Annotated in this window: 12 protein-coding genes; 9 read left to right on the top strand and 3 right to left on the bottom strand. The window is 73.9% G+C overall.

Features of this window, described 5'->3' with window-relative positions; all coding sequences use genetic code 11:
* Window positions 1–101 precede the first annotated feature (101 nt).
* The 4 genes from ACIG5E_RS24590 to hflX all read left to right on the top strand — a co-directional run bounded on the left by ACIG5E_RS24590 (window position 102) and on the right by hflX (window position 5,690).
* Window positions 102–614, top strand: a complete 513-nt coding sequence (locus tag ACIG5E_RS24590) for a hypothetical protein (RefSeq protein ID WP_396536658.1) — start codon at window positions 102–104, stop codon at window positions 612–614.
* 32 nt (window positions 615–646) lie between these two features.
* Window positions 647–1,612 carry a diaminopimelate epimerase gene (gene dapF / locus ACIG5E_RS24585; RefSeq protein ID WP_396536656.1) on the top strand — a complete coding sequence of 322 codons (966 nt, stop codon included), beginning with the start codon at window positions 647–649 and terminating at the stop codon, window positions 1,610–1,612.
* A 212-nt stretch (window positions 1,613–1,824) separates the two neighbouring features.
* Window positions 1,825–4,191: a RelA/SpoT family protein gene (locus ACIG5E_RS24580; RefSeq protein ID WP_396536654.1), complete on the top strand. Its 2,367-nt coding sequence runs from the start codon at window positions 1,825–1,827 to the stop codon at window positions 4,189–4,191.
* A complete protein-coding gene (hflX, locus tag ACIG5E_RS24575) occupies window positions 4,188–5,690 on the top strand; it encodes a GTPase HflX (RefSeq protein WP_396536652.1) in 1,503 nt (500 codons plus the stop codon). Before ACIG5E_RS24580 ends, hflX begins: the two co-directional genes overlap by 4 nt.
* A gap of 41 nt (window positions 5,691–5,731) precedes the next feature.
* Here hflX and ACIG5E_RS24570 read toward each other — a convergent pair whose 3' ends face one another.
* Together ACIG5E_RS24570 and ACIG5E_RS24565 are read right to left on the bottom strand one after the other, a co-directional pair.
* Window positions 5,732–6,853 carry a trypsin-like serine peptidase gene (locus ACIG5E_RS24570; protein WP_396536650.1) on the bottom strand — a complete coding sequence of 374 codons (1,122 nt, stop codon included), beginning with the start codon at window positions 6,851–6,853 and terminating at the stop codon, window positions 5,732–5,734.
* Window positions 6,850–8,028 carry a trypsin-like serine peptidase gene (locus ACIG5E_RS24565; RefSeq protein WP_396536648.1) on the bottom strand — a complete coding sequence of 393 codons (1,179 nt, stop codon included), beginning with the start codon at window positions 8,026–8,028 and terminating at the stop codon, window positions 6,850–6,852. Before ACIG5E_RS24565 ends, ACIG5E_RS24570 begins: the two co-directional genes overlap by 4 nt.
* Before the next feature lie 336 nt (window positions 8,029–8,364).
* Between ACIG5E_RS24565 and ACIG5E_RS24560 the strand changes: the two genes are divergently transcribed.
* The 5 genes from ACIG5E_RS24560 to ACIG5E_RS24540 are packed head-to-tail and all read left to right on the top strand — an operon-like array spanning window position 8,365 to window position 16,056.
* A complete protein-coding gene (locus tag ACIG5E_RS24560; RefSeq protein ID WP_396536646.1) occupies window positions 8,365–10,161 on the top strand; it encodes an IucA/IucC family protein in 1,797 nt (598 codons plus the stop codon).
* Window positions 10,053–10,724, top strand: coding sequence for a GNAT family N-acetyltransferase (locus ACIG5E_RS24555; RefSeq protein WP_396536722.1), 672 nt, complete (start codon window positions 10,053–10,055; stop codon window positions 10,722–10,724). Before ACIG5E_RS24560 ends, ACIG5E_RS24555 begins: the two co-directional genes overlap by 109 nt.
* A gap of 9 nt (window positions 10,725–10,733) precedes the next feature.
* Entirely contained in the window at window positions 10,734–12,134 is a 1,401-nt protein-coding gene (locus tag ACIG5E_RS24550) for a lysine N(6)-hydroxylase/L-ornithine N(5)-oxygenase family protein (RefSeq protein ID WP_396536644.1), read from the top strand.
* Entirely contained in the window at window positions 12,112–13,935 is a 1,824-nt protein-coding gene (locus ACIG5E_RS24545) for an IucA/IucC family protein (protein WP_396536642.1), read from the top strand. Before ACIG5E_RS24550 ends, ACIG5E_RS24545 begins: the two co-directional genes overlap by 23 nt.
* Window positions 13,936–13,947: 12 nt before the next feature.
* Complete coding sequence (locus tag ACIG5E_RS24540) at window positions 13,948–16,056, top strand: ATP-dependent DNA helicase (RefSeq protein ID WP_396536640.1); 2,109 nt, start codon at window positions 13,948–13,950, stop codon at window positions 16,054–16,056.
* A 106-nt stretch (window positions 16,057–16,162) separates the two neighbouring features.
* Here ACIG5E_RS24540 and lexA read toward each other — a convergent pair whose 3' ends face one another.
* A complete protein-coding gene (gene lexA / locus ACIG5E_RS24535; RefSeq protein ID WP_396536720.1) occupies window positions 16,163–16,948 on the bottom strand; it encodes a transcriptional repressor LexA in 786 nt (261 codons plus the stop codon).
* Window positions 16,949–17,109: the final 161 nt, after the last annotated feature.

Here is a 17,109-nt window from a genome sequence, read left to right as displayed (position 1 = left end):
CCCTCTGGACATGCCATCATCGATGCCATAAGGGTCGGCCCGCGCGGGTCGACCGTGCCCGGCCGCGAGTCCGCTCGTGTCGAACTGTCAGGGGAGGCCGTGTGTCGACGGGTACCGGCCCCGAACCCGGCCAGAGCGGGAGCGTCACCGCACCGGCCGAGGAGTTCGACGAGTCGACGATGGGCGACCTCCCCGTGCTGACCGGCCTGGAGGCGCCGACCTCCTACGCGTCCGCGGTGCCCGCGCTGGACACCCGCACCCCGCCGGACGCCCCGGTGCACGAGCGGGAGATCCGGCCGCTGCGCCGGCTCCGCTGGTGGCAGACCCTGCCGATCGCCCTGCTCGGCACCCTCGGCTCGCTGATGTTCGCCTTCCCGCTCGCCTTCGGCTCGGCCGGGGCGCGGGCCACCATGGTCGGGATGCTCGGGCTGCTGTTCACCGCCGCCTCGGTCGGCTGGGGTGCGATGGCCGCCCGGCACGCCGGCTACAAGTGGCCGGGGCTGCCGCGCCGGGGCTCCGGACAGCGGGCCGGCTGGAAGGCCATCGTGGTCTACACCCTGATCGCGCTAGCCGCCTGCGTGCTCGCGGTCTGGCGGGTCGCCTACCTGCGCTGAGGGGTTCGCCGGACCTCCATACAATCGGAGGGGTGAGCGCATCCTCTCCTCAGCAGGCCTCTCCTCGGCAGTCCGCTGCCCAGCAGGCCTCTGCCCAGCGGGCCGGCCTTCCCTTCTTCAAGGGGCACGGCACCCAGAACGACTTCGTGATCGTGCCGGACCCGGACGGCGTGCTGGAGATCGGCCCGGAGGCCGTCGCCGCGCTGTGCGACCGGCGCGCCGGCATCGGCGGCGACGGGCTGCTGCGCGTGGTGCGCGCGGCCGCCGACCCGGCTGCCGCGGCGCTGGCCGACCGGGCCGAGTGGTTCATGGACTACCGCAACTCCGACGGCAGCATCGCCGAGATGTGCGGCAACGGCCTGCGGGTCTTCGCCCGCTTCCTGGTCGAGGCCGGCCTGGCGGAGCCCGGAGAGCTGGCGATCGCCACCCGCTCCGGGGTGCTCACGGCGAAGGTCGCCGGGGACGCCGAGGACGGCACGCCCGGCGAGGTCACCATCGACATGGGCCGGGCCCGGCTGCCCGGACCGGACGGCATCGAGGTCACGGTCGGCGAGCGGCGCTGGCCCGCTCTGAACGTCAACATGGGCAACCCGCACGCGGTGGCCTTCGTGGAGAGCCTGGACCACGCCGGGGACCTCCACACCGCGCCGCTCACCAGCCCCGAGGGGGTCTATCCGGAGGGCGTCAACGTCGAGTTCGTGGTGGACCGCGGCCCGCGGCACGTCGCGATGCGGGTGCACGAGCGCGGCTCGGGCGAGACCCGCTCCTGCGGCACCGGCGCCTGCGCCGTCGCGGTGGCGGCCATCCGCCGGGACGGCGCGGACCCGGCGGTCACCGGCGAGTCGGTCTCGTACACGGTGGACGTGCTGGGCGGCCGCCTGGTCATCACCGAGCACCCGGACGGCCGGGTGGAGATGACCGGGCCGGCGGTGATCGTGGCCGAGGGGCGGCTCGACGGGCGCTGGTGGCAGTCTCTCGGTCAGGGCCTGTCGGCCTGATCCGGCCTGATCCGGCCTGATCCGCGCGACAGGCCCAGGGCTGACGGCCCGGCTTGCCCAATTCGTATGGTGACGAATCCCCCCGATCGGGTGATACCGGTCGCGGACGGGAATCACGGCGTCGCGGAACGTGCTCTGCTCGGTAGCATGGACCACCGGGTCGATCACCCCACGGGGAGGGGCAGCGCCCGGCGACGTTGCCGGAGGTGCCGATGACCATCGAAGCCGGGCAGCCCCCTCTCGCGGGGCAGCCGACGAGCGCACGGCAGGCCGGGGCCAGGAGGCCCCTGGGAGAGCTCGGCCGGGCCGCCCTCGGCCGGGCCGGGCGGGCCGCCTTACTGGCCACCGGGCGCCCGCCCGTGCCGGACGCCCTGGAACCGCTGGTCCGGGTGCACCGGCAGCACCATCCGCAGGCGGACCTCGCCCTGCTGGCCCGGGCGTACCGGCTGGCCGAGGCCAGCCACCGCGGCCAGAAGCGCAAGAGCGGCGAGCCGTACATCACCCACCCGCTGGCCGTCACCATGATCCTGGCCCAACTCGGCGCCGGGACGACCACCTTGGTCGCCTCGCTGCTCCACGACACGGTCGAGGACACCGAGTTGACGCTGGACCAGGTGAGCGCCGGATTCGGGCCCGAAGTCGCCTACCTGGTCGACGGGGTGACGAAGCTGGAGAAGGTCGACTTCGGCGCCGCCGCCGAGGCCGAGACCTTCCGCAAGATGCTGGTCGCCACCGGGGACGACGTCCGGGTGATGGTGATCAAGCTCGCCGACCGGCTGCACAACATGCGCACCATCCGGCACATGAAGCCGGCCAGCCAGGTGCGGATCGCCAAGGTCACCCGGGACGTGCTGATCCCGCTGGCCGAGCGGCTCGGCATCCAGGTGCTCAAGGCGGAGCTGGAGGACATCGTCTTCGCCACCCTGCACCCCGAGGAGCACGCCCGCACCCGCGCCCTGGTGGCCGGTCACGAGGCCGAGCCGGACACCCTGCTGGAGCCCTTCGCCCGCCGGCTGGCCCGTCAGCTGGCCGAGGCCGGGGTCGCCGCCGAGGTGACGGTTCGGCCGCGGCACTGCGTCTCGCTGCACCGGGTGCTGCTCAAGCGGGCCGCCGCGCCCGGGCCGGACGGGCAGCCGCAGCGGCCGCAGCCCGCCGACTTCGGGCGGCTGCTGGTGGTGGTCGAGGAGAACGCCGACTGCTACGCCGTGCTCGGCGAGCTGCACACCTGCTGGACGCCGCTGCCCGGGGAGTTCAAGGACTTCGTCGCCGCCCCCAAGTTCAACCTCTACCAGTCGCTGCACACCGCGGTGGCGCTGGACGGCGAGGTGGTGGAGGTGCTGGTCCGGACCCGGCGGATGCACGAGGTGGCCGAGACCGGGGTGGTCGCGCTCGGCGACCCGTCCCGCACCGGCGCCGCCCAGGACGCGGACGAGCTGGACCGGACCGACCCGGCCCGGCCCGGCTGGCTCAGCCGGCTGCTGGAGTGGCAGCAGGAGACCCCCGACCCGGACGCCTTCTGGTCCGCGCTCACCGCCGACCTGGCCGGCGACCGCGAGATCACCGTGGTGACGGAGGTCGGCGAAACGCTTCAGCTCAGGGCCGGGGCCAGCTGCGTGGACGCCGCCTACCTGCTCGGCGAGGAGACCGGCCACCGATGTATCGGCGCCCGGGTCAACGGCCGGCTGACCGCGCTGTCCACCGTGCTGCAGGACGGGGACGTGCTCGCGGTGCTCACCGAGGGCCCGCCGGCCGGGAGCGGCCAGCGCGGCGCCGAACCCTCGGGGCCGTCGCCGGAGTGGCTGGCGCACGCCCGTACCCCCGCCGCCCGGCTGGCCATCGAGCGCTGGCTCGCCGACCACCCGGCCCGGCTGCCGGTGGTGCGCACCGGCCCGGCCGGCGGGCAGCCCGCCCCGCCCGCGCACCCGGCGGGCGAGCGCCGGGCCGCCCCGGTCGCGGTGGCCGGCCGGCCCGGGGCAACGGTGCGGCTGGCCCGCTGCTGCACGCCCGTCCCCCCGGACGAGGTGGCCGGCTACACGATCCGCGGCGGCGCGGTGGCCGTGCACCGCACCGCCTGCCCCGCCGGGCAGCGGCTGCGCGCGGACGGGCGCGCCGAGCTGGAGGTCCGCTGGCAGCCGGAGGACGCCCCCGCGGCCGGGCACCGGGCAATCCTGCTGCGGGCCACCCTGCGGGCCGAGGCGCTGAACCGGCCCCGGCTGCTCGCCGACCTCACCGCGGCGATCTCCGCCGCGGGCGTCGGCATCGTCTCCGCCGAGGTCGAGCCGCCGCAGGAACTGCGGGTCCGGCACACCTACACCGTCGAGCTGCCCGAGCCGGGCGCGCTGCCCGCCCTGATGCGGGCGATGCTCAGGGTCTCCGGGGTGTACGACGTGAGCCGTCCGCACGCCCCCGAGGGCACCCGGACCCGGCACTCCGGCGGAAATGGGGGTGACCGGCCCGTGCCTGGCGTGGGACCATCATGGGGAATTCACGGCCGGTCCACGGCGTTCTCAGGGCACAGGAGCTCTGGTGGGACTCAAGGGCCTCCGCCGCAGCATTCCAGCGACCAAAGGACAGAATGACCTCCACGTTCGACACCCGCGACCACGCCGACGCCACGCGCCGCCTGGGCGGTCTGCGGGCGGAAGCCCTCATGAACGAGGACCTCGCGGCCATCGACGAGGACCTCGGCCACGACTACGACGGCGACCAGTACGACCGCAGCGAGCGCGCAGCCCTGCGCCGGGTCGCCGGCCTCTCCACCGAACTCGAAGACGTCACCGAGGTCGAGTACCGCCAGCTCCGTCTGGAGCGCGTGGTGCTCGTCGGCGTCTGGACCGACGGCACCCTGGAGGAGGCGGAGAACTCGATGGCCGAACTCGCCGCGCTCGCCGAGACGGCCGGCTCCGAGGTCCTGGACGGCGTCATCCAGCGCCGCGACAAGCCCGACGCGGCCACCTACATCGGCTCCGGCAAGGCGCAGGAGCTGCGCGACATCGTCGCCTCCAGCGGCGCCGACACCGTGGTCTGCGACGGTGAGCTCACCCCCGGCCAGCTGATCCACCTGGAGGACGTGGTCAAGGTCAAGGTCGTCGACCGGACGGCCCTGATCCTGGACATCTTCGCCCAGCACGCCAAGTCCCGGGAGGGCAAGGCGCAGGTCTCGCTCGCGCAGATGCAGTACATGCTGCCGCGCCTGCGCGGCTGGGGTCAGTCGCTGTCCCGGCAGATGGGTGGCGGTGGCTCCGGCTCCTCGGGCGGCGGCATGGCCACCCGTGGTCCCGGTGAGACCAAGATCGAGACCGACCGGCGCCGGATCCGCGAGAAGATGGCGAAGCTCCGCAAGGAGATCGCCGACATGAAGAAGGGCCGCGACACCAAGCGCCAGGAGCGCAAGCGCCACCAGGTGCCGTCCGTGGCCATCGCCGGGTACACCAACGCCGGCAAGTCCTCCCTGCTCAACCGGCTCACCGGCGCGGGCGTGCTGGTGGAGAACGCGCTGTTCGCCACCCTGGACCCGACCGTGCGCCGGGCCCAGACCCCGAGCGGGCGGCTGTACACCCTGGCCGACACCGTCGGCTTCGTCCGGCACCTGCCGCACCACCTGGTCGAGGCCTTCCGCTCGACCATGGAGGAGGTCGCCGACGCGGACCTCATCCTGCACGTGGTGGACGGCTCGCACCCCGAGCCGGAGACGCAGCTGGCCGCCGTCCGCGAGGTCATCGTCTCGGTTGACGCGCAGAACGTCCCCGAGATCGTGGTGATCAACAAGGCGGACGCCGCCGACCCGCACGTGCTGCAGCGCCTGCTGCGCCGCGAGCCGCACGCCATCGTGGTGTCGGCCCGCAGCGGCGCGGGCATCGAGGAGCTGCTGAAGCTCATCGACGACGAGCTGCCGCGTCCGGCCGTCGAGGTGCGGGCCCTGGTGCCCTACACCCAGGGCGCGCTGGTCTCCCGGGTGCACAAGGAGGGCGAGCTGCTCGCCACCGAGCACACCGGCGAGGGCACGCTGCTGCACGCCAAGGTGCCGGCCGAGCTGGCCGCCGAACTGGAGCACTTCACGGTCGCACTGCAGGGCTGACCGGCCTGCTGGAGCAGCCCCTGGACGAAAGCGTCCGGGGGCTACTTCACGTTCTTGGTGAAGTAGTCGAAGGCCTGCCTCGCCTGGTCCTGCAGGGACGGCCCGGCCAGGTAGCCGGCCGGGTCGCGGTTGCCGATCGAGCTGACGCTGACCAGGTTGGGCTTGCCGTCCTTGGTGATGAACCAGCCGCCGCCGCCCGCGCCGCCGGTCATGGTGCAGCCGATCACGTACATCGGCGGGCGGGCCGGGTCGAAGGACAGCCGGCCCGGTGCGGCGGTGGAGTCGCAGCGCTGCAGCTCCATGCCGTCGAAGGGCCGCTCGACCGGGTAGCCGAAGGCGGCGGCCGAGGTGATCTGCTCGCGGGGGGCGTTGAACCAGACCGGGACGGAGCCGCCGACGGTCTCCTCCAGGGAGCGGCCGGAGGCGGACTCGCCGCGCACCCGGACGATCCCGTAGTCGTACTGGTCGTGGGCGCCGACGCCGCCCTCCTGGAGCCAGGTCGGCGACACCAGCGCGCGCACCGCCGTCCAGCGGCCGTACGGGGCGGCCTGCTGGTCGCCGTACGGCTTGCCGCGGGCCCCCCGGCCGTCCCGGTTGAAGGCGGGCACGAAGACCAGGTTCTTCACCCAGCCGCCGCCCCTGCCGTCGTGCAGGCAGTGGGCGGCGGTGTAGACCAGGTTGCTGCGGCCAGGGTTGAGCGGGTCGGAGACCACCGTGCCGGAGCAGACCGCGTCGCCCTGGGGGGTGGTCATCAGCAGCTTGCCGACCAGGGCGGAGTCCGGGCCGTACGGGTGCGGCTGCGGCCGGGCCTGGACGGCGGCCGGCGGGGCGTCCCGCTGGACGGTGCCCGGGGAGGGGGCGGTCAGCGAGTACTCGGGGGTGGGCCGGGCCCTGGCGGCCTCCGCCCGGGCGGTCGTCCAGTAGCCGGGGGCCACCTGGTTGGTGAAGCCGCTGTCGGCGACGTACCGGGCCCAGTCCTCCAGCTTCCAGCCGCTCAGGTCGCCCAGGCTGCTCGGCGCGGCCTTGGGCAGCGCCGCGGGCGGGGTGGCCGGGGCGGCGGGGCCGTCCGGCCCGCAGGCGGCCGCGGTGAGGGTCAGGGCGGCGAGCAGCGCGGCGCCGGCCGTGGCGGCCCGCCGTCCTCCGGTGCTCGTGGTGCCGGTCACTGCTTCCTGGAGATCCAGTCCAGGGCCTGCTTGGCGACCGTCTCCAGGTACGGGCCGCTCAGCGAGGTGTGCTCCTGGGTGCCGATCGAGGTGTTGCTGACCAGGGCGGTCCGGCCGTCCGGCATGGTGGCGAACCAGCCGCCGCCGCTGGCGCCCTGGGTCATGTCGCAGCCGATGGTCAGCATGGACGGGCGCTTGGCGTCGAAGGACAGCCGGGTGGGCTTGCCGCCGTCGCACTTGTACAGCTCCTGGCCGTCGAACGGCTTGACCAGCGGGTAGCCGACGGCCGACACCTTGAGCTGGTCGCGGGGCGCGTCGAACCACACCGGGGCGGCCGAACCGACCGTCTCCTCAAGGGACTTGCCGGTGTCGCTCTGGTTGTGCACGCGCATCACGGCGAAGTCGTACTGGTTGGCGGCGTCACCGGTCGGGCCGCCCTCGACCATCCACTGCGGGGAGGTGACCACCTGGTCGGCCCACCAGGTGCCGAGCGGGGCCAGCTCGGACAGCGGGGCCTTCCTGCCGCCGCTGGAGGCGCCCGAGTTGTTGTAGGCGGGGACGAAGACCAGGTCCTTGTAGAAGTCGCCGCCCTTGCCCTCGTGGACGCAGTGGGCCGCCGTCCAGACCAGGTTGCTCTTGCCCGGGTGCTGCGGGTCGGCGATCACCGTCGCCGAGCAGTTGCCCCGGCCGCCCTGGGCGGAGAAGAACACCTTCCCGGAGGGCTGCTTGAGGTACGGGCGGGGCACCTGGACGGCCTTGACCACCGGCGGCTCCGGGTCGGTCACGCCGTTGTCGGCGGCCGGCTTGGCGGTCGGCGGGGCCGGGTCGGCGGGCTTGGCGTCGCCCATCTTGTCCGGGTTCCAGAAGTCCTTCACCACCGGGTTGTTGAAGACGTGCTTGGACGCCCACTTGTCCCAGTCGTCGAACTTCCACTTCTTCAGGTCGTCCCAGCTCTTCGGCAGGCCCTCCAGCAGGCTGCTCGGCAGGCCGGACGGCAGGGTGATCCCGCCGATGGCGCCGCCGTCCGGGGTCGTCGAGGCGCTCGCGTTCGCGGCGGGCGGCGGCGCGGGGGTCCCGTTGCCGCCGGCCGGGCCGTCCGGTCCACAGGCGCTCACGGCCAGCAGTGTTCCGGCGACCAGGGTGGCGGCCAGGGCTGACCGGTGGATCGATGGCATCTGTGCGCTTCCCCCTGTGCTCGATCGGACTTCGGTGTGGCGGCTCGCCGCCCTGGAGTCTTCCATCGTCGGCAAGGACGGCGGCGGCCGCCCCCAGGGTTCCGGAGCTGACCGGAGGTCACCGATCCGTGACGCGGAACCGGTCCCCTCGTTGGCACAGCAGGGCTGCCCCGCCCGGTGGTGCACTATCCCCGGTCTTCACCCGGACGAGTGATCCGTCCTTGTGATCACTCGTCAGGGATAGGTAACCCTTACCTGACGCGACGGTGCGAGCGCCCGCCGACCCCCTCCACCACCAGCGCGCGTCCGCACCCCCACGCGCCCCAAGGAGCAGCCTTGAGCACCGCCCTCACCGGAGCCCCGCCCGTACCGCCGCCGACGGCGGACCGGGCCGCCTCGCCTGACCCGCTGCTGCACCCCGATCCCGCCGTCGCCGCCGAACAGGCCGCCGTGGAGGCCCTGTTGAGGTGCTGGGCGCGGGAGACCGGAGCCCTCCCCGGGCCGGACGGCCGACTGCGGATCGACGTCCTCGGCGGCGCCGCCCGGCTCACCGCCCCGGTCCGCTACTGGTCGCCCGGCGGCTGGCACCGCTTCGGCCCGGCCGCCCTCTCCGCCGGCGAGGGGACCGCCGAGGCCCCGGTGGACGCCGTCACCGCCGCCGCACTGCTCGCCGCCGCGGCCGCCGAACGGCCCGACCCCGGACAGGTCGCCGACCTCGCCGCCCGGGTCGCCGACTCGGTGATGCGCACCGCCGAGATCCTCGCCCACCGTCGCACCGGCGCCGAACCCGGCGGGCCGGAGCGCTCCCACTTCCTCGCCGCCGAGCAGTCCCTGCTGCTCGGCCACCCGCTGCACCCCACCCCGAAGAGCCGCGACGGCCTCGGCCCGGCCCAGAGCGCCGCCTACTCGCCCGAACTCCACGGCTCGTTCCAACTGCACTGGTACGCCGTGGACCGCGCACTGCTCGCGGCCGGCTCGGCCGTCGCCCAGAGCGCCGACCGGCTCACCGCCGCTCTGCTCGGTGACCGAAACGCCCTGCCGCCCGGCACCGCCGCCCTGCCGCTGCACCCCTGGCAGGCCCGCGAACTCGCCCACCGACCGGCCGTCGCCGCACTGCTCGCCGACGGGCTGCTGCACGACCTCGGCCCGGCCGGCGAACCGTGGTACCCCACCTCCTCGGTGCGCACCGTCTACCGGCCCGGCACGCCGTGGATGCTCAAGCTCTCGCTCGGCCTGCGGATCACCAACTCCCGCCGGGAGAACCTGCGCAAGGAACTCCACCGCGGCCTGGAGGTGCACCGGCTGCTGGAGAGCGGACTCGCCGCCGAGTGGCGGGCCGCCCACCCCGGCTTCGACATCGTCCGCGACCCGGCCTGGATCGGCGTCGACCACCCCGACCTCGGCGACCCGGGCGGCCTGGACACCGTGCTGCGCGCCCAGCCCTTCGCGCCCACCGAGCGCGCGCTGTGCGTGGCCGGGCTGGTCGCCGAACAGCCGCGCGGCACCGGCGCCACCGTGCCGTCCCGGCTCGGCGACACCCTGCGCTCGCTCGCCGCCCGCACCGGTCGCCCGCTGCGCACCGTGGCCGCCGAATGGTTCCTGCGCTACCTGGATGCCGTCGTACTGCCCGTCCTCTGGCTGGACGGCCGGGGTGGCATCGCGCTGGAGGCGCACCAGCAGAACAGCATCGTCCTGCTGGACGCCGAGGGCTGGCCCAGCGGCGGCCGCTACCGCGACAACCAGGGCTACTACTACCGGGAGAGCGCCGCCGAGCGGCTCACCGCCCGCCTGCCCGGACTCGGCGCGCAGAGCGACACCTTCCTGCCGGACGCCGTCATCGACCACCACTTCGCCTACTACCTCGGCATCAACCACGTGCTCGGGCTGATCGGCGCCCTCGGCTCCCAGGGGCTGGCCGACGAGACCGTGCTGCTGGCCGGGCTGCGCCGGTTCCTGGCCGGCCCGCGGGCGGCCGCCACCGGCTCGGCGCTGCCCGCACTGCTGCTGGACGCGCCCACCCTGCCCTGCAAGGCCAACCTGCTCACCCGGATCAACGGCCTGGACGAGCTGGTCGGGCCGGTCGCCACCCAGTCCGTGTACGTGGACATCCCCAACCCGGTGGCGGGTGGCTGATGCCGGACGACCTGCCCGGGTGGGGCGAAGTCCCCACCCCGGCCGGCCGGTTCCGGCTCAGCCCGGTCCGGCTGCCCGCCGACCTGGAGCTGCTCACCGGCTGGATGAACGACCCCGAGGTCGACGAGTTCTGGGCGCTCGCCGGGCCGCCCGCCGTCACCGAACGCCACCTCCGGGCCCAACTCGACGGTGACGGGCGCAGCGTGCCCTGCCTCGGCCTGCTCGACGGTGCGCCGATGAGCTACTGGGAGGTCTACCGGGCCGACCTCGACCCGCTCGCCCGGCACTACCCGGCCCGGCCGCACGACACCGGAGTGCACCTGCTGCTCGGCCCCGCCGCCAGCCGCGGCCGGGGCCTGGGGGCACGCCTGCTGGACGCGCTCGCAGAAATGATTTTCCGCCAATTCCCTGACTGTGAACGAGTGGTGGCCGAACCGGACGTCCGCAACCGGCGCTCGGTCCGGGCCTTCGAACGGGCCGGATTCCGGGCCGCCGCCGAACTCGACCTGCCCGACAAGCGCGCCGCCCTGATGATCCGCGACCGAGACCCGCTCTCCGCCTAGGAAACCCCAGTGGACACTTTCCTTCCGCACGATCCCCCGTACGACCTGCTCGGCGTCGGCATCGGCCCGTTCAACCTCTCGCTCGCCGCCCTCGCCGAGCCCGTACCCGGCCTGCGCACGCTCTTCTTCGACCAGCGCCCGGAGTTCCGCTGGCACCACGGCATGCTGGTGGACGGCGCCCGGATGCAGGTGCCCTTCCTCGCCGACCTGGTCTCGCTGGTGGACCCGACGAACCCGTGGTCCTTCCTCAACTACCTGCGCGCCCAGGACCGGCTGTTCCCGTTCTACTTCGCCGAGCGCTTCCAGCTGCCCCGCCGGGAGTACGACCACTACTGCCGCTGGGCCGCCGAACGGCTGCCCAACTGCCGCTTCGGCACCGAGGTCACCGCCCTGCACCGGGAAGGCCCGCTGTTCCGGGTCGAGTTGACGGACACCGCCACCGGGCGGCACTCCGAGGTGAAGGCCCGCAACCTCGCGCTCGGCGTCGGCACCCGGCCCGTGCTGCCCGAGGCCTTCGCCGCACTGGCGCACCACCCGCGGGCCTTCCACTCCGCCGAGTACCTGGACCGCCGCGCCGACCTGGCCGACGCCCGGGACATCACCGTGGTCGGCAGCGGCCAGTCCGGCGCCGAGGTCTTCCTCGACCTGCTCCGCCGCCACGAGGGCGACGGCGTCCGGCTGCGCTGGCTCACCCGGACCAGGGCGCTCGCCCCCATGGAGTACTCCAAGCTCGGCCTGGAGCACTTCACCCCCGACTACACCCGCTACTTCCACAGCCTGCCCGGCCCCGTCCGGGACGCCCTGGTCACCGCCCAGTGGCAGCTGCACAAGGCCGCCAGCGCCGAGACCCTCGCCGAGATCCACGACCACCTCTACGAGCGCACCATCGGCCGCCCGATCGACACCGCCCCGGTCGAGATCACCCCCGGCACCGCCGTCACCGAGGCCCGCCCCGGCTCCTGCGGCGGCCTCGAACTGCACTGCCGGCACACCGACTCCGGCGCCGAGCACGTGCTGCGCACCGACGCCGTGGTGCTCGCCACCGGCTACCGCGCCGCCCGCCCCGCCGCCCTCGAACCGCTCGCCCACCTGATCGACTGGGACGAGTCCGGGCGCTACCGGGTCGACCTCGACCACAGGGTCGCCACCCGGCCCGGGCTCACCGGCGGCCTCTACGTCCAGAACGCCGAACTGCACACCCACGGCGTCGGCACCCCCGACCTCGGCCTCGGCGCCCACCGGGCCGCCGTCATCCTCAACGCCGTCACCGGGCGGACCGTCCACCGGCTGCCCGACCGCACCGCCTGGACCGGCTTCGCGCCGCCCGTCCCCGCCGTTCCGACCGAACGGCCAACCCCCGTCGTCCCCCGCCCCCAGGAGCTGACCCGTGCCGCAACCGTCGGCCGCTGAACCGCCGCTCTACCTGCCCCCGCACCTCACCGCCGGGCACTGGCAGCGGGCCGGCCGCGCCCTGCTGGCCAAGATGCTCGGCGAGTTCGCCTACGAGGACCTGCTCAGGCCTGTGCCGGGCGCCCTCGACGGCGAGTACCTGCTGAAACTGCCCGAGGCCGAGTACCGCTTCGCCGCCCGGCGCGGCGCCTACGACAGCTGGCAGGTCGACCCGGAGTCGATCCGCTGCTCCCAGCCGGACGGCCTGGACCCGCTGCGCTTCCTGCCGTACGCCCGGGAGACCCTCGGAATGCGCGGCGAGACCACCGCCCACCTGATCCGCGAGCTCTCCGTCACCCTGACCGCCGACGCCCGCCAGCTGGCCACCGCGCTCACCGCCGCCGAACTCGCGGACCTCGACCACCCGGCGCTGGAGGGTCGGCAGGGCGGCCACCCGTGGATCGTCCCCAGCAAGGGCCGGATCGGCTTCTCCGGCACCGACGCCGCCCGCTGGACCCCGGAGGCCCGCAGCCCCCGCCCGCTGCCCTGGATCGCTGTCCACCGCCGGCTCGCCCAGTACCGCGGCGTGCCCGGCCTGGAGCACCCCGAGCAGCTGTACGCCCGCGAGCTGGACGACCCGGCCGCGCTGCGCGCCCCGCTCGGCGCCGACGCCGACGACTACCTGCTGCTGCCCGTCCACCCCTGGCAGTGGGACGAGACGATCCTGCCGCTGTTCGCGCCCTGGATCGCCTCCGGCGAGATCGTCCCGCTGCCCTCGGACGGCGACCCACGGCTGCCCCAGCAGTCCATCCGCTCCTTCTTCAACACCGCCCACCCCGAGCGCTGCACCGTCAAGCTGCCGCTGTCCATCCTCAACACCCTGGTCTGGCGCGGACTGCCGGTCGAACGGACCCTCGCCGCGCCCGCCGTCACCGCCTGGCTGCACCGGCTGCGCGACGCCGACCCGTACCTGCGGGACGAGTGCCGGGTGATCCTGCTCGGCGAGATCGCCTCCGTCACCGTCGACCACCCCGTCTACCGGGAGATGCCCGAATCGCCGTACCAGTACAAGGAGCTGCTCGGCGCGATCTGGCGCGAACCGCTTGGCCCCTTCCTCGCCCGGGACGAACGCGCCCGCACCCTCGCCGCCCTGCTGCAGACCGGCTCCGACGGGCGCGCGCTCGCCGCCGAACTGATCACCCGCTCCGGCCTCACCCCCGCCCAGTGGACCGGCCGGCTGTTCGCCGCGATGCTGCCGCCGCTGCTGCACTTCCTCCACCGCTACGGACTGGTCTTCTCCCCGCACGGCGAGAACGCCATCGTGGTCTTCGACGAGCGCGGCACCCCGACCCGGCTCGCGGTCAAGGACTTCGTCGACGACGTCAACCTCAGCGACCAGGACCTGCCCGAACTGCGCGACCTGCCCGCCGAGGTCGCCGACGTGCTGCTGCGGGACACCCCCCAGGGCCTCTGCCAGTTCATCCACTCCGGGCTGTTCATCGGCGTCTTCCGCTACCTCGCCCCGCTGCTGGAGGCGCAGACCGGACTGCCCGAGACCGAGTTCTGGACCCTGCTGCGCGCCGAGATCCACCGCTACCAGGCCCGCTTCCCCGAGCTGGGCGAGCGCTTCGAGCTGTTCGACCTGTTCCGGCCCCGGATCGACCGGCTCTGCCTCAACCGCAACCGGCTGATCATGGACGGCTACCAGGACCGCCCGCACCGCCCGCACGCCGTCCGGCACGGGACGGTGCCGAACGCCCTGGTCGCCGTGGAGGTGCGGGTTCCGCCTGGGCGGGACCGGATTGTCACCCCCGCCCCGTAGGGTGGAGGGGTCATGACGAACGACTCCGAATCCCAGCCCGCGACGGACCTCGGCGACGAGGCCGAGGAAGCCGTCGCCGTCCCGCGCTCGCGGATCCCCGAGCTGCTGCACGCCGCGGTCGAGTCCGTCGGCGGCGTCGAGCGCCCCGGCCAGGTGCGGATGGCCGAGGCCGTCGCCGACGCCGTCGACCACGCCGAGCACCTGCTCGTCCAGGCCGGCACCGGCACCGGCAAGTCCCTCGCCTATCTGGTGCCGGCCCTCGCCCACGGCGACCGCGTGGTGGTCGCCACCGCCACCCTGGCGCTGCAACGCCAGCTGGTGGAACGGGACTTGCCGCGCACGGTCGAGGCGCTGCACCCGGTGCTGCGCCGTCGCCCGCTGTACGCGATGCTCAAGGGCCGCTCCAACTACCTGTGCCTGCACCGGGCCAACGAGGGCACCCCGAGCGACGAGGGCGAGGGCCTGTTCGACCCGGTGGACGCGCTCGGCGGCCCCACCGGCAAGCTCGGGCAGGAGGTGCTGCGGCTGCGCGACTGGGCGGACGAGACCGAGACCGGGGACCGGGACGACATGAGCCCCGGCGTCTCGGACAAGGCCTGGGCGCAGCTGTCCGTCAGCTCCCGGGAGTGCCTGGGGGCGACCCGCTGCGCGTACGGGCAGGAGTGCTTCGCGGAGAAGGCCCGGGAGCGCGCCAAGCTGGCGGACGTCGTGGTCACCAACCACGCGATGCTCGCGATCGACGCGATCGAGGGCGCGCCGGTGCTGCCCGAGCACGGGCTGCTGATCGTGGACGAGGCGCACGAGCTGGTCAACCGGGTCACCGGCGCGGCCACCGCCGAGCTGACCGTCGGCGCCGTCAACCGGGCGGTGAAGCGGGCGGCCCGGCTGGCCAACGAGAAGGCCGTGGACCTGCTGCAGGCCGCCGCCGAGAACTACCACGGCCTGATGGAGACCGCCCAGCCCGGCCGGGTCGAGGAGCTGCCCGAGTACCTGGCGTACGCGGTCACCGCGATCCGGGACGCCGCCCGGCAGGTGATCACCTCGCTCGGCGAGACCAGGGACAAGGGGCTCAGCGACGAGGACGCGGTCCGCAAGCAGGCGATGGCCTCGGCCGAGACCCTGCACGAGACCGCCGAGCGGCTGCTGGAGCACTCCGAGTACGACGTGATCTGGATCGAGCGCAGCGACCGCTACGGGCTGGGCACCGCCTCGCTGCGGGTCGCGCCGCTGAGCGTGTCCGGGCTGCTGCGCGAGGGCCTCTACAAGGAGCGCTCGGTCGTGCTCACCTCGGCCACCCTCAAGCTCGGCGGGGACTTCAACGGTGTGGCCGGCTCGCTCGGCCTGCCCAAGGAGACCCGGCTGCCCGACGAGCGCACGCCCGGCGACAACCCGGAGCCCGGCTTCGGGGAGGACACCGTCCCGTACTGGCGGGGGATCGACGTCGGCTCGCCGTTCAAGTACCCCAAGCAGGGCATCCTGTACGTCGCCAAGCACCTCGCCGACCCCGGGCGCGATCCCGAACGGCCGGACATGCTGGACGAGTTGGAGGAGCTGATCGGCGCGGCCGGCGGGCGGACACTGGGCCTGTTCTCCTCGATGCGCGGCGCCCAGGCGGCCGCCGAGGCGATGCGGGAGCGGCTGGACCACCGGATCCTGCTCCAGGGGGAGGACACCCTGGGCGAGTTGATCCGGGAGTTCGCCTCCGACGCGACCACCTGCCTGTTCGGCACGCTCTCGCTGTGGCAGGGCGTGGACGTGCCCGGCTCGGCCTGCCAGCTGGTCGTGATGGACCGCATCCCCTTCCCGCGGCCGGACGACCCGCTGATGAGCGCCCGTCAGAAGGACGTCGAACAGCACGGCGGGAACGGCTTCATGGCCGTCGCGGCGACGCACGCGGCGCTGCTGATGGCACAGGGCGCGGGCCGGCTGGTGCGCGCGGCGGACGACCGGGGCGTGGTGGCGGTGCTCGACCCGCGGGTGGAGACCAAGCGGTACGGGGGCTTCTTCCGGTCCTCGATGCCGGAGTTCTGGTACACCACGGACCGCAACCAGGTGCGCCGCTCGCTGGCGGCGATCGATGCCTCGGCGGCGCCGGTGCGGCCGGTGGTGAAGCGGGGCTGAGGGGCTCCCGGGCCCGGCCCGTGAACGCCGGAGGGGCTCCCCGCTGTCGCGGTGGAGCCCCTCTCCGGTGTACGTCGGTGTGCGGCGGTGCGGCGGTGCGGCGCCGTCAGAGGCGGCGCAGGACCGCGACGACCTTGCCCAGGATGGTGGCGTTGTCGCCGTTGATCGGTTCGTACGCCGGGTTGTGCGGCATCAGCCAGATCCGGCCGTCCTCGCGCTTGAGCCGCTTGACGGTGGCCTCGCCGTCGATCATCGCGGCCACGATGTCGCCGTTCTCGGCGACCGGCTGGCGGCGCACGGTGACCCAGTCGCCGTCGCAGATGGCCGCCTCGATCATCGAGTCGCCGCGCACGGTGAGCGCGAACAGCTCGCCCTCGCCGACCAGCTGGCGGGGCAGCGGGAAGACGTCCTCGACGGTCTGCTCGGCCAGGATCGGACCGCCGGCGGCGATCCGGCCGACCAGCGGCACGTAGGAGGTGGACGGGCGCCCGGCCGTTTCGGCGGTGTTGGGGCGGGCCACCTCGACGCCGCGGACCTCGTAGGCGCGCGGGCGGTGCGGGTCGCGGCGGAGGAAGCCCTTGCGCTCCAGGGCCATCAGCTGGTGGGCGACCGAGGAGGTGCTGGACAGGCCCACGGCCTGGCCGATCTCGCGCATGGACGGCGGGTAGCCGCGGCGCTGGACGGAGTCTCGGATGACCTCGATCACCCGGCGCTGGCGCTCGGTGAGGCCGGCCTCGTCGGTGCGGATACCGGGGGGACGGCCGGGCATCGCGCGGGCCGGGGAGGTGTGGTTGTCGTCCATTGCGGGGGAGTGTTCGATCGGCTGGTCGGGGACGCGGCCCGTGGTGGAAACGGCCGGGCCGGAGAGGCGGTGGTCTTCGCTACGGTCCATGCTGATGTCCACGCTCTGCTGATTCGTGGTGCGCTGCCCCACCTTGAACTGGGAGTGTTCCTGCACCGGGATGGTGTTGCTTTCGATGGTGTTCACGCGGCCCCTCTCGACGGCTGTCCTCTCCCCTTTTCCAGCCCAACGCACCTCCTATCGAAAGGTTG

The organism is Kitasatospora sp. NPDC053057, assembly GCF_044546945.1.
In the GTDB taxonomy this organism is placed as follows: domain Bacteria; phylum Actinomycetota; class Actinomycetes; order Streptomycetales; family Streptomycetaceae; genus Kitasatospora.
The sequence above is the reverse complement of the archived record's forward strand: the minus strand, read 5'-3'. Positions and strand labels throughout refer to the sequence as shown.